The sequence below is a fragment of the Helicobacter cappadocius genome (assembly GCF_030688855.1).
GTDB lineage: Bacteria > Campylobacterota > Campylobacteria > Campylobacterales > Helicobacteraceae > Helicobacter_J > Helicobacter_J cappadocius.
This window is the reverse complement of the sequence record NZ_JAUYZK010000011.1, coordinates 33,782-59,483: the sequence shown is the minus strand read 5'-3', so window position 1 is coordinate 59,483 and position 25,702 is coordinate 33,782. Positions and strand designations below refer to the sequence as shown.

27 protein-coding genes and 1 tRNA gene are annotated in these 25,702 nt (G+C 33.3%); 9 read left to right on the top strand and 19 right to left on the bottom strand.

All coding sequences use genetic code 11. From position 1 onward, the window contains the following. The 8 genes from Q5I06_RS07375 to tatB form a co-directional block, all read right to left on the bottom strand. The coding region (locus Q5I06_RS07375; RefSeq protein ID WP_305520931.1) for a hypothetical protein at positions 1 to 2,060 on the bottom strand (2,060 nt) is incomplete at its 3' end. Between the two features lie 388 nt (positions 2,061 to 2,448). Next, a tRNA-Ser gene (locus tag Q5I06_RS07370) sits at positions 2,449 to 2,536 on the bottom strand. 22 nt (positions 2,537 to 2,558) lie between these two features. Continuing rightward, entirely contained in the window at positions 2,559 to 2,939 is a 381-nt protein-coding gene (locus Q5I06_RS07365) for a hypothetical protein (protein WP_305517501.1), read from the bottom strand. A 1-nt stretch (position 2,940) separates the two neighbouring features. Beyond that, positions 2,941 to 3,153: a PP0621 family protein gene (locus Q5I06_RS07360; protein WP_305517500.1), complete on the bottom strand. Its 213-nt coding sequence runs from the start codon at positions 3,151 to 3,153 to the stop codon at positions 2,941 to 2,943. Then, a complete protein-coding gene (gene rsmG / locus Q5I06_RS07355; protein ID WP_305517499.1) occupies positions 3,153 to 3,725 on the bottom strand; it encodes a 16S rRNA (guanine(527)-N(7))-methyltransferase RsmG in 573 nt (190 codons plus the stop codon). Before rsmG ends, Q5I06_RS07360 begins: the two co-directional genes overlap by 1 nt. Beyond that, a complete protein-coding gene (gene queA / locus Q5I06_RS07350) occupies positions 3,722 to 4,762 on the bottom strand; it encodes a tRNA preQ1(34) S-adenosylmethionine ribosyltransferase-isomerase QueA (RefSeq protein WP_305517498.1) in 1,041 nt (346 codons plus the stop codon). The genes rsmG and queA overlap by 4 nt, the downstream gene beginning before the upstream one ends. Further along, a complete protein-coding gene (tatC, locus tag Q5I06_RS07345) occupies positions 4,763 to 5,515 on the bottom strand; it encodes a twin-arginine translocase subunit TatC (RefSeq protein ID WP_305517497.1) in 753 nt (250 codons plus the stop codon). Between the two features lie 3 nt (positions 5,516 to 5,518). Next, positions 5,519 to 6,106, bottom strand: coding sequence for a Sec-independent protein translocase protein TatB (gene tatB / locus Q5I06_RS08765; RefSeq protein ID WP_305517504.1), 588 nt, complete (start codon positions 6,104 to 6,106; stop codon positions 5,519 to 5,521). A 225-nt stretch (positions 6,107 to 6,331) separates the two neighbouring features. Here tatB and serS point away from each other — a divergent pair, with 225 nt between their 5' ends. The 8 genes from serS to Q5I06_RS07300 are packed head-to-tail and all read left to right on the top strand — an operon-like array spanning position 6,332 to position 15,083. Further along, positions 6,332 to 7,621 (top strand): serine--tRNA ligase, encoded by a 1,290-nt coding sequence (gene serS / locus Q5I06_RS07335; protein ID WP_305517496.1) that lies wholly within the window; start codon positions 6,332 to 6,334, stop codon positions 7,619 to 7,621. Positions 7,622 to 7,634: 13 nt separating this feature from the next. Continuing rightward, on the top strand, positions 7,635 to 10,106 hold the full coding sequence (locus Q5I06_RS07330; RefSeq protein ID WP_305517495.1) for a tetratricopeptide repeat protein: 2,472 nt from the start codon (positions 7,635 to 7,637) through the stop codon (positions 10,104 to 10,106). Then, positions 10,103 to 12,154, top strand: a complete 2,052-nt coding sequence (locus Q5I06_RS07325; protein WP_305517494.1) for an ATP-dependent helicase — start codon at positions 10,103 to 10,105, stop codon at positions 12,152 to 12,154. Before Q5I06_RS07330 ends, Q5I06_RS07325 begins: the two co-directional genes overlap by 4 nt. Positions 12,155 to 12,156: 2 nt before the next feature. Then, positions 12,157 to 12,828 (top strand): flagellar basal body P-ring formation chaperone FlgA, encoded by a 672-nt coding sequence (gene flgA, locus Q5I06_RS07320; protein ID WP_305517493.1) that lies wholly within the window; start codon positions 12,157 to 12,159, stop codon positions 12,826 to 12,828. Next, positions 12,825 to 13,394, top strand: a complete 570-nt coding sequence (locus tag Q5I06_RS07315; RefSeq protein ID WP_305517492.1) for a UbiX family flavin prenyltransferase — start codon at positions 12,825 to 12,827, stop codon at positions 13,392 to 13,394. Before flgA ends, Q5I06_RS07315 begins: the two co-directional genes overlap by 4 nt. Then, positions 13,394 to 13,873: a pantetheine-phosphate adenylyltransferase gene (coaD, locus tag Q5I06_RS07310; RefSeq protein WP_370690947.1), complete on the top strand. Its 480-nt coding sequence runs from the start codon at positions 13,394 to 13,396 to the stop codon at positions 13,871 to 13,873. Before Q5I06_RS07315 ends, coaD begins: the two co-directional genes overlap by 1 nt. A 2-nt stretch (positions 13,874 to 13,875) precedes the next feature. After that, positions 13,876 to 14,472 (top strand): dTMP kinase, encoded by a 597-nt coding sequence (tmk, locus tag Q5I06_RS07305; protein ID WP_305517490.1) that lies wholly within the window; start codon positions 13,876 to 13,878, stop codon positions 14,470 to 14,472. Further along, on the top strand, positions 14,469 to 15,083 hold the full coding sequence (locus Q5I06_RS07300; protein WP_305520930.1) for a phosphoribosyltransferase family protein: 615 nt from the start codon (positions 14,469 to 14,471) through the stop codon (positions 15,081 to 15,083). The genes tmk and Q5I06_RS07300 overlap by 4 nt, the downstream gene beginning before the upstream one ends. On the opposite strand, the gene Q5I06_RS07295 is transcribed toward Q5I06_RS07300, so the two are convergent. The 9 genes from Q5I06_RS07295 to Q5I06_RS07255 form a co-directional block, all read right to left on the bottom strand. Beyond that, positions 15,080 to 15,937, bottom strand: a complete 858-nt coding sequence (locus Q5I06_RS07295) for a hypothetical protein (RefSeq protein WP_305517488.1) — start codon at positions 15,935 to 15,937, stop codon at positions 15,080 to 15,082. The two genes, Q5I06_RS07300 and Q5I06_RS07295, sit on opposite strands and share 4 nt — an antisense overlap. After that, positions 15,934 to 16,155 (bottom strand): DUF5408 family protein, encoded by a 222-nt coding sequence (locus tag Q5I06_RS07290; RefSeq protein ID WP_305517487.1) that lies wholly within the window; start codon positions 16,153 to 16,155, stop codon positions 15,934 to 15,936. The genes Q5I06_RS07295 and Q5I06_RS07290 overlap by 4 nt, the downstream gene beginning before the upstream one ends. Positions 16,156 to 16,165: 10 nt before the next feature. Beyond that, a complete protein-coding gene (locus Q5I06_RS07285; protein ID WP_305517486.1) occupies positions 16,166 to 16,981 on the bottom strand; it encodes a metal ABC transporter permease in 816 nt (271 codons plus the stop codon). A gap of 17 nt (positions 16,982 to 16,998) precedes the next feature. After that, positions 16,999 to 18,351, bottom strand: coding sequence for an FAD-dependent oxidoreductase (locus Q5I06_RS07280; RefSeq protein ID WP_305517485.1), 1,353 nt, complete (start codon positions 18,349 to 18,351; stop codon positions 16,999 to 17,001). Positions 18,352 to 18,363: 12 nt separating this feature from the next. Continuing rightward, positions 18,364 to 19,083: a metal ABC transporter ATP-binding protein gene (locus Q5I06_RS07275; protein WP_305517484.1), complete on the bottom strand. Its 720-nt coding sequence runs from the start codon at positions 19,081 to 19,083 to the stop codon at positions 18,364 to 18,366. Beyond that, positions 19,083 to 19,937 carry a metal ABC transporter solute-binding protein, Zn/Mn family gene (locus Q5I06_RS07270; RefSeq protein ID WP_305517483.1) on the bottom strand — a complete coding sequence of 285 codons (855 nt, stop codon included), beginning with the start codon at positions 19,935 to 19,937 and terminating at the stop codon, positions 19,083 to 19,085. Before Q5I06_RS07270 ends, Q5I06_RS07275 begins: the two co-directional genes overlap by 1 nt. Continuing rightward, positions 19,934 to 21,325 carry an SH3 domain-containing C40 family peptidase gene (locus Q5I06_RS07265; RefSeq protein WP_305517482.1) on the bottom strand — a complete coding sequence of 464 codons (1,392 nt, stop codon included), beginning with the start codon at positions 21,323 to 21,325 and terminating at the stop codon, positions 19,934 to 19,936. The genes Q5I06_RS07270 and Q5I06_RS07265 overlap by 4 nt, the downstream gene beginning before the upstream one ends. 10 nt (positions 21,326 to 21,335) lie before the next feature. Beyond that, complete coding sequence (locus tag Q5I06_RS07260) at positions 21,336 to 21,680, bottom strand: arsenate reductase family protein (RefSeq protein WP_305517481.1); 345 nt, start codon at positions 21,678 to 21,680, stop codon at positions 21,336 to 21,338. Positions 21,681 to 21,762: 82 nt separating this feature from the next. Further along, positions 21,763 to 22,269, bottom strand: a complete 507-nt coding sequence (locus Q5I06_RS07255) for a low molecular weight protein-tyrosine-phosphatase (protein WP_305517480.1) — start codon at positions 22,267 to 22,269, stop codon at positions 21,763 to 21,765. A gap of 54 nt (positions 22,270 to 22,323) precedes the next feature. Between Q5I06_RS07255 and Q5I06_RS07250 the strand changes: the two genes are divergently transcribed. Continuing rightward, positions 22,324 to 23,460, top strand: coding sequence for a metallophosphoesterase (locus Q5I06_RS07250; RefSeq protein WP_305517479.1), 1,137 nt, complete (start codon positions 22,324 to 22,326; stop codon positions 23,458 to 23,460). 59 nt (positions 23,461 to 23,519) lie between these two features. Here the strand turns inward: Q5I06_RS07250 and Q5I06_RS07245 are convergent, their stop codons facing one another. Beyond that, entirely contained in the window at positions 23,520 to 24,296 is a 777-nt protein-coding gene (locus tag Q5I06_RS07245) for a tRNA 2-thiocytidine biosynthesis TtcA family protein (RefSeq protein WP_305517478.1), read from the bottom strand. 12 nt (positions 24,297 to 24,308) lie between these two features. Further along, a complete protein-coding gene (locus tag Q5I06_RS07240) occupies positions 24,309 to 25,652 on the bottom strand; it encodes an MFS transporter (protein WP_305517477.1) in 1,344 nt (447 codons plus the stop codon). Positions 25,653 to 25,702 lie beyond the last annotated feature (50 nt).

Here is a 25,702-nt window from a genome sequence, read left to right as displayed (position 1 = left end):
TAAGGTGCATTTAAGGTGAGGTTGGTAGAGCCAGTGGTGGTAGTGATATTGCCTAGTATTGAAGAGTTGTTGTTAAGGGTGAGGTTCAAAGTAGAATTGTTTTTTACATTGATACCACCTGAACTTGCATCAATTTTAGAGTTATCTAAGTTCCATTTCCAAGTAGCTCCAGTGGAATTCAAGACACTTCCTGTCATAGAGGAATCAGTTAAATTAGCATTGATATATCCATAATAACCAGTTACGCTACCTTGCAAAAAAGAGTTGTTTTTAAGAGTGAGGCTTACATTTTGACCAGTGGCAGCAGTGTCGCCACCAGCAGTTTCAATATCTGCATAAGCCTTAGCCCCATTATCAAAGGTTAGATTGATGCCATTTCTAGCTGTTTGTATCTTTGAATTAGCACCATTAAGTCCTTTGAGGGCAAAACCCTTATCTGAGTTGCCTGAAAATGTATAAGTTTGAGAATTTGTACCATCAAAATTGCTTCTAAAGTTGGTGATGTTTCCCTCCATAGAAGAATCAATGAAGGTGGCTTTAATCCTACCATGAGGATACTCAGATATGCTACCATTTAATGTGGAGTTATTTTTAAAACTCATATTTATTGTAGGAAGAGACCCATAACTATAGCCATCAACATTTGCTGTAATATCTGCATAAGCCTTAGCTCCATTATCAAAGTTTAAATTAATAACACCTTGATATGAGTTTATTTTTGAATTAGCACCATTAAGTCCTTTGAGGGCAAAACCCTCATCTGAGTTGCCTGAAAATGTATAAGTTTGAACTTTGTAAGGTCTATTACGATTTGAATTGTTGGTAATATTTCCTTCCATAGAAGAATTGGCGAAGGTAGCTTTAAGAACACCTTGATAATCAGAACTTGTACTGCCTTTGAAAGTCGAATTGTTGGTAAGATTGAGGTTTAAAGTCGAATAATTCTCCATACTCAGATTACCTACCAAACTAGAACTATTGGCAAGATTGAGGTTTAAAGTCGAAAGATCCTTCACGCTGATAGCACCTGTCAGACTAGATTTGTTCGCAAGACTAAAGTTAAATGTAGAATAATTTCTTACAGAGACACCACCATTTGTTGCATCAATGCTCGAATTATCTAAATTCCAATTCCACGCTGTTGTACCAGATGTTGCAGTGGAGTTAAAAATACTTCCTATCATAGAAGAATTTGTAAAATTAGTATTGATTGTTCCTGAATAAGCACTTACATTCCCCTTCATAGAAGAGTCAGCAAAATTAACATTGATAGTACTGCCCGAACTAGAACTAATATTGCCTTGCAAAGAAGAGCCTGAATTGAAATTAAAAGTACCTGTGCTAGCAAATGATATATTTCCAGCCATCTTTGCACCATTATTGAAGTTAAAAGTGCTGTTTGAAGTGGAATACGGGGAAGTTATGTTTCCCTTTAGGGCATAGCCATTAAGAGGATTGGCTGTATTGTCTGTATCATTATAATTTCCATCAAAAGTGGTTGTGAATCCAAAACCAGCATAATTACCACTGCTTACTATAAAGTTTCCATTCCAAACTGAATTTTTGAGATTAAAGATTGTTTGCATATTCTGATTGGATAAACCCGTTCCATACAAACCATTTCCTATAAGATTGGAATTAATAACAGCATTATTAGCATTTAAAGTTACATTTGGAAAGTTTGCATTAGCTGGTGCTTGAGAATAACTTAGATCATAAACTCCACTGCCTTTTGAAACAAGATTTAAATAATTGGAAAAATCTGAAGTTGTACTAAAAGTGGCACAAGAAGCACTATCTCCTAGTGTGCAAGAAGCATCACCTAAAGTGTCTGCTCTTAACTCACCACTAAATGAAAACAAAAATGTAGAAAGCACAAAAGAAATAACAGGGATAAAAGATTTGTTGTATTTTTCAGTAGATCGAGATTTTTTTGGATTTTCAAAATTCTCTAAAGAATTGCTTTTTAAAAAAGTCAATGGGGGGGGGGCTATAACCGAATTTTGGGCATTAGAGGACATTATTTTATTGTTTTTGTCGCTGTTCATTATATTTTTCATAGGTTTTCCTTAGGATATTAGTTGTTATTTTTGAATGGAATCATATCGTATTTTTTTACTTGAATAGTAAATAAAAGATGAAAATCTCGAAAAATATCGAAAATAAGGCTTTATTTATATAAAAAGTAAATAAAATATTTAAATATTATTATAGTATATATCAATTAATTTTCAAGAATTGGTGATGATTTATTCTTTTGATTAAATTTGGTCAATAGACACTCTTAAGGGAAATATATTCAAATATTTTTGAATATTCTATTGAGCTATAGTTTTTGTGAATGAAGTGAATTTTGGAAAGAGTATCAACAAAATGCCTATAAATTTGAAAGTTTAACGGGTATAAGTAGGATAATACGCTATCTAAAGAAGATAGTATTCAAAGAAATGGCGGAGAGAAAGGGATTCGAACCCTTGAAGGCTTGCACCTTACACGCGTTCCAGGCGTGCTCCTTCAACCACTCGGACATCTCCCCTTAGGGCGGGATTGTAGCAAAATTATTCTAAAATCTCTCTAAAAATAACTCCATCAATCCCCATTTTTACCAACTCTTCTATTTCGCTTTTATCTTTTATTGTGTATAGTATTTTCATATCAAACAAATAAACTTCAGCTATCTTTTGATATATCTCTGGAGTTTTATCAAGTATTGCATATCTAGCTCCAAGTGAAGCATATACAACAAAATCCGTGAGATTATCCACTTTTATAGCGTATTTTACATCGTTTTGAAGACAATGATTAGAAATGATATGATTAATATCATCTTCCCTATCAAACCATACAATACAAGTATTATCAACATTCATGATTTCTTCAATGGAAGTAATCTTTTTAAATCTAGGAAATTCAATCCCTTTGTATCCAAAAATAATCATTTTATTCCTCTGTATCCAAACATTTTTTTGAACAAAAACATTTTTTATGAGAAATGATAGCTTCCTGTGAAGAAATATATGTCCCACATTTACAACACTCTAGCATAATCTCTTCTGCTGGTTTTTTTGTCTGTTTTTTTTGCACAGAAGGCTTTCTGTAGAAAAAAAACCACACAATCAAAGCGATAATAACTAATATAATAACAAGTCGCATCAATTTTCCTTTCTATAAAAATAAACTCTTTTTTCTCTACAAAAACATTCGCTATCTAAAAAATTTATCTCTAGCCCCAAACGCTCTCCTTTGTAAAATAAATAATGACCTTGTTTTTTTAAAAATCTCTTAGCATTTTTTATCAAATCTTCGCTCTGCATCACTCCTCTTGAAGTAATCAAATCTGCTTGTTTTGCAAATTGCAGATCTTCTATCAAACACTTTTCAACTTTTACATACTTCAAACCTAACTCAATGATAAGATTTTTCAAAAAACTCACTCGTTTAAATCTTGGTTCGATCAAAACAAACTCGCACTGAGGTTTGCATATCGCAAGAGGAATCGCAGGAAATCCTGACCCACTCCCAATATCAATGCAACACTCAAAATCTTGAATAAATTTTAACGGATATATGGAATCGAAAATATTTTCATACACTTCTTCAAGAGTGTGTATTCCACTAAGATTGTGTATATTATTCCAATGCAACAAGGTTTTGGCATATTTTTCAAAACACTCTACAGTTCCATCATCCAAAGAAAAATCTCTCTGTATTATATCTAACCTCATAAAATCAACATCCCATCACCATAAGAATAAAATCTATATTGATTTGCAATCGCTATTTCGTAAAGTTCTCTACATTTTTTTACTCCCACCATCGAGCTAACAAGCATTATCAAGCTTGATTTAGGCAGATGGAAATTCGTCAATAAATGATTCACTCTTGATACGGAATTTCCCGGATGTAAAAATATATCACATTGGGCATACAAATCCTCTTTTTTGTTTATGTTCTTCAATCTGGCATAATACTCCACGCTTCTAAGTGCTGTAGTGCCTATGCACAAAATAGATTTTGCATTGTCTATTTTTTCCATACTTTCAAGAGGTATAGTAAGTCTTTCTGTGTGAATATGATGGTGTCTTATATCTTTTGCTTCTACTGCATTGAATGTCCCTGCCCCGATATGAAGAGTGAGAAAACAATGAGAAAATTCGGTTTTTAAACGTTCTAAAGCAACATCTGAAAAATGTAAAGAGGCTGTGGGGGCAGCTACTGCTCCTAGATTTTTTGCAAACACACTCTGATACTCAGATAAATCCAACTTTTCATCAACACGTTTAATATAAGGTGGCAAGGGTGTATGCCCAATTTTTTCCAACATATCTAAAACACCTTTTAAATCAAGCAGGACATCTTTATGAAAAAAGCTAACAACCCTATAGCCATCTTCTCTAAGTTCTTTTATGATGCTTTCATATCCATCTGCAAAAACAACGCGAAGATTTTCTTTTACCCTGCCTTTTATTTGAACCAAATAGCTATCTTGTCCTATTTCTCGGTGATATAAAAACTCAAGACTTCCGCCACTTGGTTTATGCCCATAAATTCTAGCTTTTATAACTTTGGTATCATTTAGAACAACCAAAGCCTTTTGAGGGATAAAGTCAAAAATATGATAAAAATCAGTATGAAAAATTTCATCTTTTTTTCTATCATAAACCATTAATTTCGCACTTTCTCTAGGAGTAGCTGGATAATTGGCTATGAGCTCTTTTGGAAGAAAATAATCATAACTTTCTAATAAAAAATCCTCTTGCATTCACTGATCTTTTTGCTCTTCTTCATCTTCTTTTTTCGGGGCAGGATTGACTATTTTTGCTATCAGGATTGAAAGTAGATAAAGACAAATCAAAGGAAGTGCCATAAAAACTTGAGAAACGACATCTGGAGGAGTAAGGATGGCTGCCAAAATAAATATAATCACAATAGCATACTTAAAATAACCCTTCAATGTGGCATCTGTAATGAGTCCAATTTTTGCTAAAAAATACGCCAAAACAGGTAATTCAAATGCAACCCCAAAGCCAATAACAACCCGAGTAAAAAATGTAATATAGCTTGAGACAGAGATGTTTGCTTGGAATTCTTCATTTCCAAACATCAAAATATATTTTATAGTGAAGGGAAAAACGACAAAATACGCAAATGCAGCTCCACATAAAAACATCAATGTTCCAAAAAATACAAAAGGGAGAACCACTTTTTTTTCGTTTTTATACAAACCAGGTGCAATAAAAAGCCATAATTGCCAAAAAATAATCGGCATAGAAACCAAAAGAGCGGCAAAAAAGCTGACTTTCATAGCTGCAAAAACCCCTTCTGCGGGTGATATTTGAATGAGCATTCCGCTTACTTGTTTAGAGGTAAAAGCAGCTTGTAAGGGTGCTTTTATCCATTCAAAAATATGTGTCCAAAAACTAAAACAAACCAAAAAAGCTACCAAAAGCGTGGCAACAGAAATCATTAATCTTTTGCGGAGATCTTGAATATGAGGTTTTAAATCTTCAAACATCTATCAGCCCTCCTTTGATGTTTTGGTAGATTTCTTGAATCCAACGCTCTTTGTCGCCTTTGGAGTTACAACTCTCCTTTTTGATCGCTCAGAATCTTGGGAGATAGGTTTTGGAACAGATGGCTTAATTGGTGATTTTTTTGTCTGAGTGGCTATGGGTTTATCTGTAATATTTTGTTTTTGATTTTCCGTTTTGGGCTTCCTGCCGCGTTTTTTAGGTAGAGTATCCTCATAAGATAATGCAGCATCTGGAGCAGGTATCTTTGGTGTTTTTTTTGTCCTTTTGGGTTTGGTGGTCTGATTTTCTTCTTTATATTTACCAAACATATCATCAATTTCTTTGAGCTGAATATCCTTAGTGATATTATCAACACTGCTTTCAAAGGTATTTCTATACTCAAGTGCTTCTTTTTTTATTTCACTCATATGGAGTTCTTTATCAAAAGTATCCTTGGCATCATTGAGTGTTTTTTTCACAGCTTTGAAAAATTTCACAACATCTACCATTGCTTGAGGGAGTTTCTCGGGTCCTAAAAAAATAACTGCCACAATCAAAATCACTAAAATTTCAAAAATACCCATACCAAACATATTTAGAGCCTTCCAATACCCTGTTTTTTTGTAAGTCAATTTCTCCTATTGTACAACAAAAAATCTAAAGCTTCACTTCAAATAGCTCAAGTTGGCTCTAGTTAGAGAATAAAACACATATAGGAATAAAAAATGCTTATATATGTTTAAAATCAAATACTTGTAAATACTTCTGAATTTTCGATAAAATCCTATCGTCAGTTCTGAAAAAATAAGGGCAAATTAATGATAGATATAAAACTTCTACTAAATGATTTTGAATCAGTAAGCAAAAAATTAGAAACAAAAAAAGTAGATGTCCAAACACTCCAAAACCTAAAAGATACTGCCCATACTTACAAAAAGAATAAACAAGAACTTGAAACCTTACAATCTCATCAAAACAAGACTTCTAAGCTTTTTGGAGAATATAAAAAAGAAGGCAAAGATATTAGCGAACTCAAAAATGAACTTGAGCTAAACAAGCAAAAAATAAATCTCTTAAATGATGAAGTTACAACCCTAGAAAAAAATCTTCAGAATATTCTCTTTGGTATTCCTAATCTGCCTGATGAAAAAACACCTATTGGAAAAGATGAAGCTGACAATATAGAAATCAAAAGAATCCTTTCTCCAAAAACTTTTGACTTTACTCCAAAAGAACATTGGGAACTTGCACAAAAAAATCATTGGATTGACTTTGAAGCAGGGGTAAAATTGGCAAAAAGTAGATTTTCAGTGCTTAGAGGTATGGGAGCTAGACTAAATAGAGCTTTGATAAATTTTATGCTCGATCACAATCAAAAAGCAGGGTTTGAGATGGTTGTTACGCCAGTGATTGTAAATAAAAATATGCTTTTTGGGACAGGGCAATTACCTAAATTTGAAGATGATATGTTTAAGGTCAGCGGAGATTTAGAAGAAATCAACACCCCATTAGGTGAAAAACCAAAAGGACATGATCTGTATCTTATCTCTACATCAGAAATCACTCTAACCAATCTGTATAATGATACTATTATTCCTGCTGAAGATTTACCTATTATGATGACAGCACAGACGCCTTGTTTTCGAAAAGAAGCAGGGAGTGCAGGAAGAGACACACGAGGAATAATACGTCAACATCAGTTTGATAAAGTCGAATTAGTCGCTATAACCCACCCTAAAGATAGCCAAGACATGCAACTCAAGATGCTAAAAACAGCCAGTGATTTGTTGTGTGAGCTTGAATTGCCTCATCGTTATATGCAACTTTGTAGTGGGGATTTGGGTTTTAGTGCAGGAAACACCATCGATATAGAAGTTTGGCTTCCAGGTCAAAACTGTTATCGAGAAATAAGCTCTGTTTCTAATACTCAAGATTTCCAAGCTCGAAGGGCAAAAATTCGCTTCAAAGACGAAAGTAAGAACTCTTTAGTCCATACTCTAAATGGTTCTTCTTTGGCAGTGGGTAGAACTCTAGTGGCTATAATGGAAAATTATCAAACCAAAGATGGAGATATAGAAATTCCACAAGTATTGAAAAAATATCTCTAAGAGCTAAAACCCTATGGCAAAAGAAAAAAATCCCGATATTGCTACTCAAGTAAATTCAATAGGCGATGATGCTTCAAATGCTAAGCCAAAAGAAATAAAAAGAAATATCTTACGAGCAAATTTTTCAAAACTTTCAAAAGTCTTCAAAATCAAAGGCTTTGATGGCAAGAGTCTAATACAGGTATTGGTAAAAAAATACAAAGAAATTAAACGCAACAAAAAAATATTTTTTTCTCTCATTGCCACGATTGGAGTTTTATTTTTGATTGTTGTTATATCTGTAATTCTTTTGAGCAAAAACTCTGATGAAAATCAAACAGAAGAAACCCCTATACAAACACCCCCTCCAAAACCTGTGGAGATTACTCTGCCTCCTATCCCCAAGCTAGATTCTAAAATATCTGAAATAAATAACAAAAGCCTAGATAACCTTATCAAAAAAGCTAATATGCTTTATAATGGTGGGGACAAAATTGAAGCATTGAATATTTTCAATAATGTCGCAAACTTTTCACAAGCTATTGCTTCACATAATCTAGGCGTTATCAAACTCAGAGAAAAAGACTACCCTGGTGCTATCAACTCCTTTGATAATGCAATTGCTAGTGGAGAAAATGTCAGTATCAGTGCATTAGATGCTATGGTTGGATCATACTATCTAAAACGTCCTGATTTGTATGCTCATTATATGAAGTTGGCAAGTTCTCATCTAGGTGATTCTTCGCACAAGCCATTTTATTCTTATCTATATGCCCTTATGGACTATTATAATGGATACTATTTTGAGAGCTTATCTCCGCTTTTAAATCCAAATTCAGAAAATTACAATGATCAGAACAATCGCTTGTTGGCAAAAATATTTTTGCTGTTTAATGATGATTATAATGCGGTTATTCATTTAAAAGAGGTTGCAAAACCAAAGGATTATAAAAGCTTAGGGCTTTTATATGCACGTATCGGAGAATACGCAAAAGCAAAAAATTATTTATATAGATACCTGAATGCAAACCCAAAAGATATTGGTTCGATTTTGGCATTAGAAATGATTGATTTGAAAATTGGAAATTTTTCACTTGCTGCTTCTGCACTAGACTCTATAAAAGATCAAGATCTCATTAAAAAGGCAATGGATACTTATCCTATTAAGGTTATCTTAAATCGATCGCTTTTTGATGTAGGGTTGGCTCAAGAGGAATTTTGGAATAGAAGCTTTGAAATTGAAGAAAAAATACCTTATAAAATTCTTTTTTATTATGCTCCTTTTCGGGTTTTTAATTTAGAAGAAGCGATCAAAATGATACGCGAAGGAGGGGTATTTTCTGATACAAAAAGCATCCAAGAAGCAAAAAATACTCTCATAAAAGGTGATACGATCTCTAATATTAATAAAAATATTACTAAAGCTCTAATAGAACTGAATAAAAATAACATTCGAGACGCTTTAAAATATTTGCAAATTTCAGCAAAATCTAATCCTAACCACGCTGTGTTGCACTATGATATAGGGCTTATATACGCACAAATGGGAGATTTTCAAAAAGCCTATATTCATTTTTTGAGAGCTTATCATCTCAATAGTTATGATATTACCTCTGGTTTATTTGCCATAATGGCAGGAACATTTATCTACCAAGACACTAGCAGAATATCTCATCAGATAGCCCAAGATTTTGAAAATGTTCCCTTTAGCTCCAAAGAAGAAAAAGAGTTTCTAACCTCATTTATTGGTTATTTTACAAAAAATATCAACGATGGGATGGGATGGATAAAACAAGCTAAAGAAAAACTTCCAATTTATTATGCACTAGAAGCAGCTTACGGTATTCGAAACAAAGATAAAAATACCATTATATCGGCCTTTTCAAATCTCAAAAAAATATATCCTAAAGATATTGTTTCAAATATTTTATATGAACTTGCACATAATTATGATACCAATCTCAAGCAAGTTGCACTTAGATTACATAATTTGTTTTTGTCTGAAAATCTTGATTTAAGTAGCGTGTATTATGGTCCAGCCTTTACAAGAGAACTCTATGTGTATATAGGCTTTATCACAGGATCGCTAGAAAAGCAAGAAAGAATATTAGAACAAAAACTGATTTCGCAAACAGACACTCCTAATGGCATCATGCAAACAATGGCACTTATTAATATCTACCAACACAAATTCGAAAAAGCTTACGCACTCTATAATGCACTCATCGAAGATTTTAAAGAAGATGATGCTAAAACAAAATTTCTTGGAGCTGTTGCAGCCATCGGAGCAAACCATCCAGAAAATGCAGTACTGCTTTTGCAATTATCAAAAATGGATGCTCCAACCGATTTTGAAACTCGCTATGCACTAGCACTTCTATATCAAGAAACAGGGAATTTCAAAGCGGCTTCTAGTTATTTTAACTACATTTCTGTTGCAAATTTCAAATCAGAATTCTTTGATTTTACTATTGATACCAATAAAATAAAAAGTCATCAAAAATGACTCCTGATACTCTAAAAAATCTCAACTCATCACAATTAGAGGCTATTAAGCATATTGATGGGCCTATGCTTATATTAGCAGGTGCAGGAAGTGGAAAGACAAAAACACTCACCACTCGCCTAGCTTATCTCATAGATGAAGTGGGAATTCCAGCTACCTCAACACTCACTCTGACCTTTACAAACAAAGCTGCTATAGAAATGCGTACAAGGGCTCTTAATTTGATTGAAAATATCTCCAATCAATCTCCTCCACTTTTGTGCACATTTCATAAATTTGGACTTTTATTTTTGAAATTCAACATCCACCTATTAAACCGAAAAAGTAATTTTGTGCTTATTGATGGAGATGACAAAAAAAAGATACTTAAGGGTTTCAAACCTAACTTGCCCATTGGTTATATAGAATCTAATATTTCTAATTTGAAAAATTTTCTAATCTCTCCTGTTGAAGCATTAAGTTCAGCACAGAATGACTACCAAAAAGAGGTTGCGAAACTTTATAAGCTTTATGAAGATTTTTTGAATGAAAAAAATATGGTAGATTTTGATGATTTATTGGTCTTAACCTATAAAATCCTAGATGCTAACCCAGAACTAGCCAAAAATACAAGCAATCAATACCAATATATTATGGTTGATGAATATCAAGATACCAATCGTTTGCAATACAAACTACTAATGAAATTATGCTCCACTCATCAAAATCTTTGCGTTGTTGGGGATGATGATCAGAGTATTTATGGGTGGCGCGGAGCAGATATTACAAATATTTTGAATTTTAAGGACAACTTTGAAAATGTCAAAATTATCAAACTTCAAGAAAACTATCGATCCACTACCCAGATATTGAAGGGTGCAAATTCGCTCATCAACTATAATAAAAATCGTTTGGGCAAAGAACTCCAAAGCATTAAGGGAAATGGCAAAGCAATACAGATTCTACATTCTGAAAACGAAACACAAGAGGCGACCTTGATCTCTACAAAAATCAAACAACTTCTCAAAGAAGGTATCAACCCTAGCAAAATTGCAGTTTTGTTCAGAGTTAATGCCCTATCTAGGAGTATTGAAGCAGGGTTTAATAGAGCTGAAATTCCTTACAAAATCATCGGAGCAATACGTTTTTATGAACGATCTGAAATAAAGGATATTCTAAGTTATCTACGATTGATTATCAATCCAAATGATGATTTTTCGCTCTCTAGAATCATCAATAAACCCAAAAGAGGTATAGGAAAAACCACTCAAGATAAAATCTTTCAAACCATTCAAAATGATAAAATATCTGTTTATCAAGCACTCAAAGAAGGCAGATTGAAATCAATCATCTCAGCAAAAAATCACAAAACTTTAGAGGAATTCTTTTCTATGATTGATGACTTTGTGCATTTTTTGAGTATTTCGCCTATGAGATTTATCGATGAATTTACCTCTAGTATCAACCTTATAGATGAATCAGAAAATTCTAACGACTCAATTGATAGACTCTATAATATTGAAGAGTTTTACGGGATGTTCAAAGATTATATCATCCAATCTCCTGAAAATTCGCTAGAAGATTTTCTTAACGATCTTTCTTTATCAAGTGATAATACATCTGATGATGGAAGCTATATTTCTTGCATGAGTGTTCATTCTGCTAAGGGGCTGGAGTTTGAATATGTTTTTATAACAGGATTTGAAGAGGGATTTTTTCCATTAGTTCGCGATGAAAGCGATATAGAAGAAGAACGTAGATTGGGGTATGTAGCCTTCACTAGAGCAAAAGATGAACTTTATATTTCTTATGTCGATTCAAGATTTTATCGTGGAGAACGTAGTTTGCTTGAAAAATCAAGATTTTTAAAAGAAGCAGGACTACTTGAAGAACAAAATACACATTCCAAGAAAGAAGAGGATTTTAAAAAAGGCGACATAATATTCCATAAGATATTTGGCTCTGGACGAATCATCGATGTTCAAAAAATAGGTTCTGATACCAAACTAAGAATCAGCTTTGGGGGACTAGAGCGTGATATTCTATCTTCTTTTGTCCAGAAAGGATAATAATGAAAAGTATTTTTCTTTTATTTATTTTAGCAATTCATCTTTGGGCAGTTGATAATCTTGCTCAAATCAAAAACTACATTCAAAAAACCTATGAAAAAAAATATCAAACTTACGGAATACACATTTCCAGTATTTCTATATCTATTCCTTCGAATATGCTTATACAAAACTACAAAATCCAATCTATGAGTTTAGATTCTAAAAATCTGAATAAAAAAGAAGGTATCATATTGCTAGATGCAAATTTGAATAATTCTTTATTGAAGATTCCATTGCAATATCAATTACAAGCAACTATCAATGTTTATCGTGCTATAGATGCTATCAAAACTTCAGAAAATATTACTGATAAAAATGTGAAAAAAGACATTATAGGACTTGATAGGATATTGCAAATGCCTATTGACTCATCTCAAATCAACCATACAAGTGCAAAATCATACATCAATGCGAATTCTATCATTACATTTGATAAGATACAATCCAAAATCCTTATAAGAAAAAATGATAGTTTTGTAGGATTTATAAAAGATAAACAAATTACTCTGCAAACAACTCTTATAGCCAAAGAAAATGGATCGCTTGGGGATATTATCAATGCCATCAATCCTGAAACCAAAAAAATCATAAAAGTCAAAGTTATAGACACCGATAAAGGAGAAATATTATGAAAATGATCGTAGGCATCAGTGGAGCTAGTGGCACTGCTCTTGCGATGAAATTTATTGCAGCAATTCCTAGAGAAATTGAACTTTTTATAATTATTTCTGCAAGTAGCAAGATCGTTGCAAAAGAAGAGACAGGGGAAAAAATAGAATCCAAACTTGACAAACTCATAGAAAATGGCAGAAAAATAACTATTTTTAATGCTAATGAAATCTCTGCAAATATAGCATCAGGAAGCTTTGATGTCGATATGATGGCCGTTGTGCCAACGAGTATGGATATGTTAGCAAAAATCTCATCTGGCATCGCAGATGAACTTATTTCAAGGACTGCAAGTGTAATGATAAAAGAAGGTAAAAAACTTTTGCTCACTCCACGAGAACTCCCATTTTCAGCAATTCCCTTAGAAAATATGCTCAAACTTTCAAAATTAGGTGTGATTATCGCACCTCCTGTAATGGCATATTACGCAAAAATATCTGATCTAAATTCTATGGAAAATTTTATAATAGGCAGATGGTTAGATAGCCTAAAAATTCCCAACAATCTCTATAGTAGATGGGGGAGCTAATGAACAAAGTAGCTATTTATCCAGGTACATTTGATCCAGTCACCAATGGACATTTAGATATTATCAAGCGAAGCGTTGAACTCTTTGATAAAGTCATCATCGCAATTGCAAAATCAAGCTCAAAAACCCCTATGTTTGAACTAAAAGATCGTAAAAAAATGATGGAGTTAGCCACAATCAATATTCCTAAAGTAGAATGTGTATGTTTTGATACTCTCCTAGCTGATTTTGCAAAAGAAAATAAAGCTAAACTCATTATTAGGGGTCTTAGAGTAGTGAGTGATTTTGAATACGAGTTGCAGATGGGATATGCAAATGCTTCTTTGAATGATGAGTTAGATACGATTTACTTTATGCCCACACTCAAAAATGCTTTTATTAGTTCTTCTATTATTCGAAGCATTTTACAACACAATGGAAAGGTCTCTCATCTTATACCCGAAGTTGTATATGAATATATACAGAAGATAAAAGGATAATTATGTATGTTGCTCTAGAAGGCATTGATACCTCTGGTAAATCTACGCAAATAGAATCTTTAAAAAAGGACTTTCCACACGCTATCTTTACAAAAGAACCTGGTGGAAGTATGCTAGGCATAGAAATTCGAGAAATGATTTTAAAAGAACACAACACAAACAATAACTATCAAATAGATGCTAAGACAGAGTTTCTTCTTTTTTTAGCTGATAGAGCTGAACATATCGCAAAAATCATCAAGCCCAATCAAGATAAACTGATCATATCAGATAGAAGTCTTATCTCTGGAATTGCCTATGCTAGAAATATTCAAGGAGCAAAAGAACTTAACTTGTTTGCTACAGATAATATTATTCCTGATTTGGTTATTATTTTAGAACTTGATAAAAAAACACTTCAAGATAGATTGGGAAAAAAATCAAACGATGCTATTGAGCAAAGAGGTATCCAATACCTATTAGATATCCAAAAAAATATAAAATCGATCGCAGAGAGATTGCAAAAAGATTTCAAATGTAAAGTAGAAGTTATTGATGCTTCAAAACCTAAAGAAACTATTGAAGATCAAATCAAAGAGCTTATTATGCAAAAAATATGAAGTGTATCCTCTGCAGTCGTTTTAAATTTATAGACTTAGAAAATCTAAAAAAACCTCTCCTTTTCTTTGAGCCAGTGTGTCAAAAATGTTTTAGAAACATAAAAATTACACCAAGAGTGCGTGTGATTGATGGCATTAGCATATATAGTTTCTATCGCTATGAAGATATTTCCATGCTAATAGGAAGCAAATATAGCATTTTTGGTAGCAGAGTGTTAAAAATACTATCAAAAAAAGCAAGTGAATATTTTTTTAATTCTCATAATATTTCATTATGGGAACAAGCAAAAATCTATGGAATAGCTATCGATGATTGTGTGAGAAGTCATTATTCGCATACAGCTGTAATTTTAAGAGAATTTTGCAAACACAGCTTTAGACCTTCATATGGAGCATTGAAAGCTAAAAACATGGTACATTATGCAGGAAAATCTCTGCTATACAGACAAAGCAATCCACGAAATTTTATCTATACAAAAAAATTCGATAATGTATTCATAGTCGATGATATTATCACCACAGGAACAACTATCAAGGAAGCAAAAAAAACCGTAGAAAAAAATGGTTCAAATGTGTTATTTGCTATTGTCTTGTGTGATGCTAAAAGCTAGAAAAAATAACCTATCTGCACTCCGAATACCTTCGTATTATTTTCAGGCTCAATAAAAGAACCTACAGATTTACCCTGATTTGTTATGTTTTTGATATTTGATTTTTTTATACCCCAGTAATCAAAAAAAGCCTCCAGAGTAATAGCTTGTTTTTTTGTAATAAAAAATTCCGCTCCTAACGAAAGTCTTGAACCACTACCATTTTTTTGAGTAAAATGTGCATCATTATCCCAACCTAAATCCGTAAAATGTGTGATATTTTTACCCACAAGGAGTGCTCGAAGTTCAGCATTTATTTTGATTTTGATATTTTTATTTAGCCACATACTAGCATCTACCCCAAATGGCATATACCAATAAGTCTGCTCTCGTCTATAAGTTACAATCTGATTAGGAGGATTTTGAATATTATTATTTAAATACCGATACCCCAATCCTGTATAAAAACTGACCCACTCTTCCTCTATTCCATCTCCAAGAATAAAAGCTACTTTCCCAACACCACCCAAATAATAATCAGCCGATTTCAAGCTTAAGGGGACAACTTCCTTTGTGCTAAAATCTTGGGTGCTTCCATTATAAATATTTTGACCAATATCCTGAGAATAATAAATCTGAACATCCATCTTCAATAAAGGATTTAATTTTACACCAAACAATCCACTGATATTATACATAGGTCCAGAGATGGACATCAATTTTGGTTCAGTATATTCATAATACTGCATACCAAATTTTGCACTTCCATAAGGATGAAATCCAAAGGCTAAATTTGGAGTAGCGGGATATGTTTCGAGTGCATAAACACCAAAAGGAAAAAAACAAAAAAACAATGTTTTTAGATAAGTTTTCATTTTTTATTTGCAACTCTCTGATTTTCTTCCAAATCCTTTAGTTTGTGCTCAAGAGTCTTGATTTGTTTGCTCATACCTGCCATCGCACTGGCTTCTGTAACCAAAACCGACAAGGATATTAATGTCAAAAGCACCGAAAACATACCCACAATAACAACAATCTTCACAGATCTACGAGACATCTTCAAGCAAAAATCATATTCTTTATTATCAGACATATTTTTTCCTTTATAATTTTAGATTGTATGATATTTTTTTAAATAAAATAGCGATGCCCATTCCTATAACTGAGGCTATAACGATGCAAGCTCCAATACTTAAATCATATACATAAGAAACAAAAAACCCTATCCACATAAACAACAATGAAAGTCCCCATGATAAAAACATTTGAGCCTTCAACGAAGATGCAAACATAGTAGCAATATAAGCAGGGATAGATAAAATCGAAAGCACTAAAATAAGTCCGGCTACCCCCATACTCATCACTACTCCTAATGAAACAAGTATAAAAATAATAATATTAAAAACTTGAACATTAATTTTTTTAAGTCTGCAAAATTCACTATCATAGAAAATACTCAAAAGCTCACGATAATACACAACCACAAAAACCACCAAAACAAGATCAAAAATCGCAATACTCACAATATCGTTAGGTGCTACAGCAATAATTGAACCAAATAAGTAACTCGTGATATCGCTCCCATACCCAGGTGTCAAATCAATGAGAATAATCCCGATTGCCATACCCAATGCCCAACTTGCAGCAATAAATGTATCAATTCGATTTTTATATTTGTTGGTAGCATATACCATTAATAAACCCATCAAAACTCCTGCAAACGAAGCACCTAAAGTTGCATTAAATCCAAAATATAATGCAACGCCCACACCACCAAAGGCACTATGAGCAACCCCACCTGTAAGAAAGACTGTCTTATTTGATACAACGATAGAACCTATAATTCCCGCACAAATACTAATAAAAAAAGAAGCAATGAGTGCATTTTGAACAAAAGAATAAGAAAAGAATTCACCCATCTATAATCTTTAATAACCTATTGTCCCAGCTCTTCAGGAGAAAGATCTTGATAAAATCTCTCTAAATCAAATTTAGCTCCTAAATAATCAGCAATCTCTCTAGCATCCACTAGAGCATTTTGCAAACAACTAGTAGCACCTGGTGATGGAGTCATATTAAAGGTGATTCCTTTGTTGGTAGAGATTTTTTTCTCCCCTAATTCGAGTTTTTTATTTGTCCTATCAAGAACTTGAGGACGCACCTCACCAAAACCATCTGCATAAGTTAAATCTTCAAGCTTCAAAGAAGGAATGATCTTTCTAGCATCTTTGAGAAATTTTCTTTTGCCAAAATAAGGAAGTTCAAAAACCATATTCTTAAAAACATAATCGCGAATTTCTTTATCAGAAAGCAAATCCCAGCTGATTTTAAAAACCTCTTTATTGAAATCCATTTTCAATAAATCCCAACTAAGACCACCAAATAAATGTTTGTTTCTCTCTAATTTTGGCATCGCAAGAGCAGTAGGTCCAAGTCTGCTTTTCCCCTTGATAGCCACATCAGGATCTCCGTGAACTGCCGCAAATGGTAATTTTGGATTTTGAACAGTATAAACCTTGCCTCTAAGCAAATCAGGCACAAAATAAAAACTACCTGCCACGGGCAAACATCCTAAATCTAGCCCATAGCCCATTGATTGTGCCAATGGGAGTGCATAAGATCCTGCATCAACCAACACAAACTTGGCATAAATCTCTCTTGAATCATCTGAAATAATGGCATATCCATCTGATCGAGGTTCAATCTTTTTCACGCGATAGTTCAAAAAAACTTCATTATCAGGCTTTACTTTTTTGGCTTCTTGAACAAAATTCTCAGATAAAAGTGCAAAATTCATCGCACACCAATCTTTTTTAAATCCTGATCCCACAACATTTTCAGGTCTATCTTCTCCATTGGCTTTTAAAATAACTTTTGGCTCAATTTGTTTGATAGTGTTTTTATCAAAAAATTCCAAATCTGGGAATACCTCTTTGAAATCTTCGTGACGTTTTTTCATAAAATCACACTCATCATCACCCACGCCAATAGCCATTTTTTGATTTTCAAAAATAATCTTATTTTGAAGATTCTTATTTAGGGCATAGTGTCTAACTTTATAAGCTGACAACTTAACTTTTTTTGCTTTTTGCACCGTATAATTTGTTTCAATAGAACCATCGTGAATAGTCTGAGAATTTGCCTTTGCACTTGAACTGACTTTTGCTAATCGATCGCATTTTTCAACGATAGCAATTTTCTTAATATCACTATATTCGCTCAATGTATAAAAGGCCGCACATCCAGAAACCCCTCCACCAATAATTACAACATCAAACTGATTTTCCATTTTTATTACTCCTCAAATTACAAATCTATCAAGTAGATCGACTTCGCATATATGACCATTTGTATCTAAATTTAGATTTGGTATCTTATGCACAACAACTTCTTTATTCACATAAAGCACTCTTGAAGCATATCCCAAAAGTACAGATATATCATGGCTAATCACAATTATAGTATGAAAGGCATTAAAAGACTTTAATATTTTATAAATTTCACCTTGTGTCTTAGTATCAATGCTAGAAGTTGGTTCATCCAGAATAATTAATTTAGGATTACCACAAAGTGCCCTAGCTATCAAAACCCTTTGTCTTTGTCCTCCTGAAAGTTCAGAAATTCTTTTATATGCTAGATGTTTCACGCCTAATTTATCTAACATTTCAAGAGCGAGTAATGTTTCATTTTTACTCACTTTGCAACCTAAGATTGTTTTTTTTAAAAAACCCATCCTCACTACATCAATAGCTTGTATAGGAAAATCGCTATTAATGGTTGTGTCTTGGGGTACATATCCAATAAGACTATTAGGATTGAAAACAGAACTATTAGGATAAAATATTTTGCCCTTATTGGGCGAAAAAAGTCCGAGCAAAATCTTAATAAGAGTTGTTTTACCCCCGCCATTTGGACCAATGACTGCTAGAAAATCATTCTGCAGTACCGAAAAATTAACATTTTCCAAAACATAATCGCTACCATAGCGATAAAATAATCCTTCACACTGCAAAAGTTCCATTATTTTTCTCTGCCTTGTGTTGCGATAGTTTTAGCAATATATAAGATATTTTTTTCCCAATCTTCTGCTAAGGGATTTAACTCCAAAACTCTAAGTTTGAGATCATTTGCCAAAGCCAAAACACGTTTTTTTGCAAATTGTGGCTGAATATAAACAACTTGAATATTTTTTTGTTTTACAATCTGTGCCAAAGCCATCATTTTCTTCATTTTTGGAGATTTTCCATCTGCTTCAAGTGCAATTTCATCTAAGCCATACTCACTAGCTAAATAACCAAATGCAGGATGATAAACCAAAAATGCTTTTTGTGCATCAGGAGCAGCAAATATTGCTTTGATAGATTCATCAATATGATTAATTTCTTTGAGAAAATTTTGAAGATTTGCATTATAAGTAGAAGCATTTAAGGGATCTAGTTTTGAGAGTGCTTCACAAATTTTTTTTGCTTCATCTTTTGCCAAAGCCACAGATAACCAAATGTGGGGATCATACTTGCCATGATGATGCGAAGAGTCATCATGACTATGAGTAAATTCTCTCAAATTCAATCCTTTTGAGAGATCAATAATTGTCAAATTAGGATTGGCTCCCTTAAAACGTTCGCTCCATATTTTTTCAAACTCCATCCCTACACCCAAATAAATCTGAGCTTTTTTAATGATTTTCATTTCAGAAGGTAAAGGTTCATATGTTTCAGGACTCCTCCCATCAGGAACCATCGCATTTACATTCACATAATCCCCACCTATCTTTTTCACAAAATAAATTTGAGGTATCACGCTTACGACCACATTGATTTTTTCTCCAGCTACAAGCATTCCTAAGAATAGAAAAATTCCAAAAACAATTTTCATTTTACACTCTCACTCTCTTGTTCTTTTGAAGCAAAATCATACAAATCAGACATGCCAAGTATTCTGTCTATAAGCATTTTTGATTTAAACAAAGAGCCATTTTTTTCTTTTCCTACCCAAAGAGTTGTGATAACCACTCCACCTAGTATGTTTTCTTGTTTTGAAAATAAGGTAGAAGTGGTAATACTCCATGCATTATGAGCTGCCATAGCCCTACCCTTATAAGTACCTATATAGAGCATAATATGCCCTTTTAGCCACAAAATCGTAGCAAAAGGGGTAGCATGATCAATGATATATTGTTCTTTTTGTTTTGCGTCCATTTTACTCAAATCTATCATATTGCCTGCATATTTTACCTGTGCAGCGGAGTTTCTAGGAAGCAAAATCCCAAAGTTAGCAAAACTATCTCTTGTAAATGCCGAACAATCTCTATTTTCTAGCGAACCCCCCCATCCATATCTCTCCCCTATCATCGAGTTGATAATAGAGGCCATTGCGCTCATATCCATTTTTTTTGGAAATGGACTAAAAGAAAGACCCTCAATACTCACTGGAATCAAAACAACATAACCATCTATATTTTTTTTGTAGGTATATACTTCTTTGGTCATTTTTTCGGAAATATTTTTTTTGGCTTTAGAAGCTATAGAATTTTTTGAGGGAGCTTTTTCAGAGGGCTTGAGTGCAAATATTTCTCCCACACGGGCATTGGTAAGAAAATTACCCTTTGAATCATAAAGTGGAATTTTATCTTTGTCAGGGACAACATAATTTTTGATAGAGAGAAGATAATCAATGTCTTTTTGATGGATTTTTGCAATATCAGTTACCTTCACCCAACCATACACAAAACTACTCTGAATATGTGCCCACTGCTTAGAAAGATCATAATGAGTGATAAGCACAGGTGTTCCTTGAAAAATCAAAGAATTCTGCCATCTATCAAAAGGATACCCTTTTGGAGTGCTATATCTAGGCTTTTCAGTAGGAACCGCACGAACACTCGTGTCTGTTGTTATAATGGCCTTTTGAGATACACTTGGATAATTTGGAATGTCCATATCTTCATATATTTTGCTTGTATACTCAAGAGTATTCTTTTTCAGATTTTCACCATAACCTGGACTTTTTAACAAAGATGGTGCAACCCAAAAAACCTCATCTGTATTTTTATTCACTTCCATAGTCGTCCAAGGAGAAAACCAAGTCTTAAGATAGTTTTCTTTAAGCTCCTTAAGAGCTTCAGGAGAAAGCTCCATATCCTTATTTTGTTCGATATAAAAATTTGCATCTTGAGGCAATGAAAGATCAGCTAATGGAGCATTCTTACTTGCACACCCAACTATAAAAAATATCAATAACACTAATGAAAAAAAAGTTTTCATATTCAACCTATCAATTAAAAATTTCTTTGTACTTCGCCTCATCAAACCCTACAACAACATTATCATTTCCAAAATCATCAATAATGGGACGCTTCAACAACAGAGGATTATCATGGCAATACCCTATTTTAGCAGATAAATCCAAATTTAGATTTTTTAGTCCTAGTTTTTTATAGGTGCTGCCTTTGGAATTTAACACAACATCAATTCCTTTTTTATCTATCCATTTTTTTATATCAGAAATCTGTGGTTTTTGTATTTTGAGATCAATGAACTCATAGTCAATGTTCCTAGAATCCAGAAAATCTCTAGCTTTTTTTACGCTACCGCAATTTTTTATCCCAAATAATCTCATATTTTTTCCTTAAAAATTTTAATATTTGATCGATTGTTAGTTTTTCGTGGTCTTTAAATATCTATTGTATCCAAAAGATGAATTAATCATAATTGATTTTGATTTCAAAATACTCCTGAAATAAATTTCTAATTCCCGTATCTAGCATTTTATAAACACTTTGAAAACCATCGCTATTTCTGTAATGGTAAGGATCTGGAACATCTGCATTTTTTAGTCCAAATTCACCTAATTTTCGCACCTTATGTTTTTCAAAGCCAAGATCTAACAAGTCTGCTATATTTGCCCTATCCATCCCAACCAAAAGATCAAAACCAATGTCTGCATAAATGCTAACTTTTCGACTTTTCAAATGTGAAATATCAATATTATGAACCCTAGCTACTTTTATAGATCCCTCACACGGACTTTCTCCATTGTGCCACCCTGAAGTTCCAGCAGAATCGACTTTGGTATTAAGCCCTAGTTTATCAGCATAATGCCTTGCTATCCCCTCAGCTAAAGGTGATCTGCAAATATTACCTAAACATACAAATAAAATATCCATACAGCCTCTAGTTATGACCTTTTTATCAAACAAGTCAGTCATTTAATTTTCGATATAATACAAGATTTTATATAAATTTTACAATAAAGGTAATCGATGGAAAATACCTCTGTTTCGCATATACATCTGTATTTTGGTTTAATTAGCTTAGGAGTATCTTTGATTTCTCATTTGATAATTTATTGGGGATTATTTTACAAACTTAACAAATCCAAAATACCTCAAAATATTCTTAAATTTCTTATTTTCCTAAATGCTATAGCAGTTGTGTGCTACATATATTTTCAAGAATATCCATTGCCTATATGGTTATATACATTGTTATCATTATCAATTGGAATAGGATTTATCTTTCTTGTTTTTACCCTGCTTTATCAACTTATTATTTTACCTCTTCGGTTTTTTTCACTCAAAAAACTGCGAAAAAAAATCCAAAATATCATGGTTATAGCCTGTGTTCTATACACATCTTATGGTATTTATATTGGACAAACATCGCCTATAATGGACTCTGTTAGCATCTCACTAAAAAATCTCTCCACTCCTTTGAAGGTAGTTCAACTAAGCGATGTGCATATCAGCACATTGATGACTAGGGAAAAAGTGAAAAAAATTGTTGATAAAGTGAATGCTCAAAATCCAGATATTATTGTTCTTACTGGAGATATTATAGATACTCAAAGCAGATTTGCAGAACTAGCAATAGAAGAACTCAAAAACCTCAAAGCAACTTATGGGGTATATTATGTTTTGGGAAATCATGAATACTATCACGACATAAATAATATTATCAAAAAACTCAAAGATATTGGACTAAATGTACTTATCAATCAAAATATTCTAGTTCAAGTAGATAAAAAACCTATTTTGAATATAGCTGGAATAGCTGATCTAATGGGTGATAAAGTAGGATTTCTCAAGCCAAACATAGATAAAACTCTGCAAGGCATCAATACAAATATCCCCACTTTACTATTATCCCATCAACCAAAAATCATTTCGCAAACTCAAGATAAACCTATCGATTTAATCCTATCAGGCCACACTCACGGGGGACAAATATTTCCATTTTCTCTAGCAGTTTTGCTTGATCAGCCGTTTATAAAAGGACTTCACCACATAACTAAAAATCAAACCCTCTATATCAATCAAGGAACCAATCTTTGGGGACCCCCTATGAGAATTGGAACCCATTATGAAATCACTATCATCAATTTGATTCCAAAAAAATAAAGCCAAATTTCAGTCTTCAAGCCACTCAAATCTAAAGTGAGTGGCATTTTATCGATAAATCAGGCATCTAAATAATTTTTATCACTAAAAGTATCTGCATGGAGATTAGAAAACGCATTTTTAAGAGATTTGAAAAATTCTGGATTATCCTTTTCTAAACCTAATAAAAAATTCTTTGTAGCAAGTCTAGCTACAGGAGGTTTATCTGAATCGGGCTGCTTTGCTGGGCAATTACAATCTGGAGCAGTGGGAATATTTTGAGAAGTGACAAAATCAATCGTCTGTCGCTCACGAACATGTATAATTGGGCGAATCACCTCTAAGCCATTCTCTGCCCTATAGATAGGTGGCATACTTCGTAACGATCCATTGTAAGTGAGATTCATAAAAAAACTTTCTGCAGCATCATCTAAATGATGTGCGATAGCAACTTTATTGTACCCGCCTTCAATAGCCTTACTATATAAAGCTCCTCTTCGCATTCGAGAACAAAAACTGCAATACGAACTTCCTTCTCGACGTTTTTCTTTGATGGTATCAGCGATGCTTGTATGATATATCTCATGAGGGATTCCTTGTCTCTCACAAAGCTCTGTAAGCCACTCAAATTTTTCTCCCATTCCATAATGAATAGTAATAGCTTTAAAATCAAACTTAAAGGGAGCATGTCGTTGCATTCTCTCTAAAATACAAGCTAATAAAATCGAATCTTTCCCTCCACTAAGACCCAATAAAACCCTATCTCCTTCTTTTATTAAATTATACTCTGCGTTTGTTTTACCTACAATATTTAGAATTTTTTTACTGATTTCATATTTATTTGACTTATCGTCCATTTTTATCCTCTTTTATTTTTTAAACTTCTGAACTGACTGCATTATTTCTGCCTCACTCATAAAGCTGACATCGTATTTTACAATAATTATTTTTTCACTCTCATTCACATACCATTCAATAATACCTTGAACTCCATCTAAATCTTTGAATTTAGCTTTTTCATAATCTTCTAAGGGAAGATAGACATTTTTTTGTTTGGCAGGATTTTTTAAAAATATAATCATCACTATCCAAACCACACACACGCAAGTAATAATTATCCCTATTTTTGCAATCCCAGCATAATGATAAAGTACTCCTCCAGCCATTCCCCCTATGCAAGAACCTATATAGCCATAGGTCGTAAACATACCAAGTGCCGCTCCTCTTTGATGTGCTTTAGCATATTTACTTGCCAAAGATTGCATGATTGGTTCCAAACTAGCAAAACCTATAAAAAATACCATAATTCCAGTGATAAACAATGCAATTTTAGGAGAGGAAGTGTTAGAGTCAGAAATAGCGATGCAAGCGTACGCGACCAAAAATAACAATACACCATAGAGCATCACCACTTTAGCTTTGCCATATTTTTCTGCAATAATACTAGCAGGACCCATTGCCAAAACTCCAAGAATAGCACCAGGTGCGTAAATCTTCCATAAATTTTCTTCAGCAAACCCAAACTCTTTCACTAGTACTAATGGAATAATGACAAATATCAAAGTCATAAAGGTTTTTTCCAAAAATGAACTCAAATTGATAATCCACAAATTCCTATCTACTAAACTATCTTTCCATTTTGGAATACCTTCAAAAGAATAGGTTATTTTTGGCGTGTCTGGGACTTTTGTATAAAGCAATATCATCGAACATAGAGTCAAAAAAGCGGTGATTGCAAATAAATAGTCCACACCAAATTGTGCTCCTATGATAGGTCCTACAATCATTGCAATCGTAAAACTAGCAAAAATGCCCCCGCCCATAATAGCCATCGCTTTTGTCCTGCTCTCCTCTCTAACTAGATCACTCACTTGAGCACTCACAACACCCCCGACAGCTCCTGCACCCTGAATCAATCTACCAATAATAAGAAGTTCAATATTATGGGCTAGCGCACATATAATCGAACCTACCATAAAAACAAAAAGTCCTATCATCACAACTTTTTTTCTATCGTAACGATCACTAGCTATTCCAATAGGAGTTTGGAATATTACTTGAGTAAGGTAAGCACCTCCTACAGCAAGTCCCAACATAAGAGGGGTTGCATTCGGAAAACTACTTGCATACAACGAAATCACAGGCAAAACTATAAAAAGTCCCAAAAATCTAAGTATAGCAATACCTGTTAGGGGAAGAGTGGCTTTTATCATAATACGGACCTTGAAGATGGGGTTTATTTTGATATGATTATAGCCCAAAA

Coding starts and splice junctions, on each gene's coding strand:
- tatB (WP_305517504.1), bottom strand. CDS start 6,106: ATGTTTGGTATGGGTATTTTTGAAATTTTAGTGATTTTGATTGTGGCA.
- Q5I06_RS07285 (WP_305517486.1), bottom strand. CDS start 16,981: ATGGGTGAATTCTTTTCTTATTCTTTTGTTCAAAATGCACTCATTGCT.
- Q5I06_RS07260 (WP_305517481.1), bottom strand. CDS start 21,680: ATGAGATTATTTGGGATAAAAAATTGCGGTAGCGTAAAAAAAGCTAGA.
- rsmG (WP_305517499.1), bottom strand. CDS start 3,725: ATGAGGTTAGATATAATACAGAGAGATTTTTCTTTGGATGATGGAACT.
- Q5I06_RS07295 (WP_305517488.1), bottom strand. CDS start 15,937: ATGAAAACTTATCTAAAAACATTGTTTTTTTGTTTTTTTCCTTTTGGT.
- Q5I06_RS07245 (WP_305517478.1), bottom strand. CDS start 24,296: ATGGACGATAAGTCAAATAAATATGAAATCAGTAAAAAAATTCTAAAT.
- Q5I06_RS07315 (WP_305517492.1), top strand. CDS start 12,825: ATGAAAATGATCGTAGGCATCAGTGGAGCTAGTGGCACTGCTCTTGCG.
- flgA (WP_305517493.1), top strand. CDS start 12,157: ATGAAAAGTATTTTTCTTTTATTTATTTTAGCAATTCATCTTTGGGCA.
- Q5I06_RS07300 (WP_305520930.1), top strand. CDS start 14,469: ATGAAGTGTATCCTCTGCAGTCGTTTTAAATTTATAGACTTAGAAAAT.
- Q5I06_RS07275 (WP_305517484.1), bottom strand. CDS start 19,083: ATGGAACTTTTGCAGTGTGAAGGATTATTTTATCGCTATGGTAGCGAT.
- queA (WP_305517498.1), bottom strand. CDS start 4,762: ATGCAAGAGGATTTTTTATTAGAAAGTTATGATTATTTTCTTCCAAAA.
- Q5I06_RS07330 (WP_305517495.1), top strand. CDS start 7,635: ATGGCAAAAGAAAAAAATCCCGATATTGCTACTCAAGTAAATTCAATA.
- Q5I06_RS07360 (WP_305517500.1), bottom strand. CDS start 3,153: ATGCGACTTGTTATTATATTAGTTATTATCGCTTTGATTGTGTGGTTT.
- coaD (WP_370690947.1), top strand. CDS start 13,394: ATGAACAAAGTAGCTATTTATCCAGGTACATTTGATCCAGTCACCAAT.
- Q5I06_RS07270 (WP_305517483.1), bottom strand. CDS start 19,937: ATGAAAATTGTTTTTGGAATTTTTCTATTCTTAGGAATGCTTGTAGCT.
- serS (WP_305517496.1), top strand. CDS start 6,332: ATGATAGATATAAAACTTCTACTAAATGATTTTGAATCAGTAAGCAAA.
- Q5I06_RS07325 (WP_305517494.1), top strand. CDS start 10,103: ATGACTCCTGATACTCTAAAAAATCTCAACTCATCACAATTAGAGGCT.
- Q5I06_RS07250 (WP_305517479.1), top strand. CDS start 22,324: ATGGAAAATACCTCTGTTTCGCATATACATCTGTATTTTGGTTTAATT.
- Q5I06_RS07255 (WP_305517480.1), bottom strand. CDS start 22,269: ATGACTGACTTGTTTGATAAAAAGGTCATAACTAGAGGCTGTATGGAT.
- Q5I06_RS07290 (WP_305517487.1), bottom strand. CDS start 16,155: ATGTCTGATAATAAAGAATATGATTTTTGCTTGAAGATGTCTCGTAGA.
- Q5I06_RS07240 (WP_305517477.1), bottom strand. CDS start 25,652: ATGATAAAAGCCACTCTTCCCCTAACAGGTATTGCTATACTTAGATTT.
- Q5I06_RS07265 (WP_305517482.1), bottom strand. CDS start 21,325: ATGAAAACTTTTTTTTCATTAGTGTTATTGATATTTTTTATAGTTGGG.
- tmk (WP_305517490.1), top strand. CDS start 13,876: ATGTATGTTGCTCTAGAAGGCATTGATACCTCTGGTAAATCTACGCAA.
- Q5I06_RS07280 (WP_305517485.1), bottom strand. CDS start 18,351: ATGGAAAATCAGTTTGATGTTGTAATTATTGGTGGAGGGGTTTCTGGA.
- Q5I06_RS07365 (WP_305517501.1), bottom strand. CDS start 2,939: ATGATTATTTTTGGATACAAAGGGATTGAATTTCCTAGATTTAAAAAG.
- tatC (WP_305517497.1), bottom strand. CDS start 5,515: ATGTTTGAAGATTTAAAACCTCATATTCAAGATCTCCGCAAAAGATTA.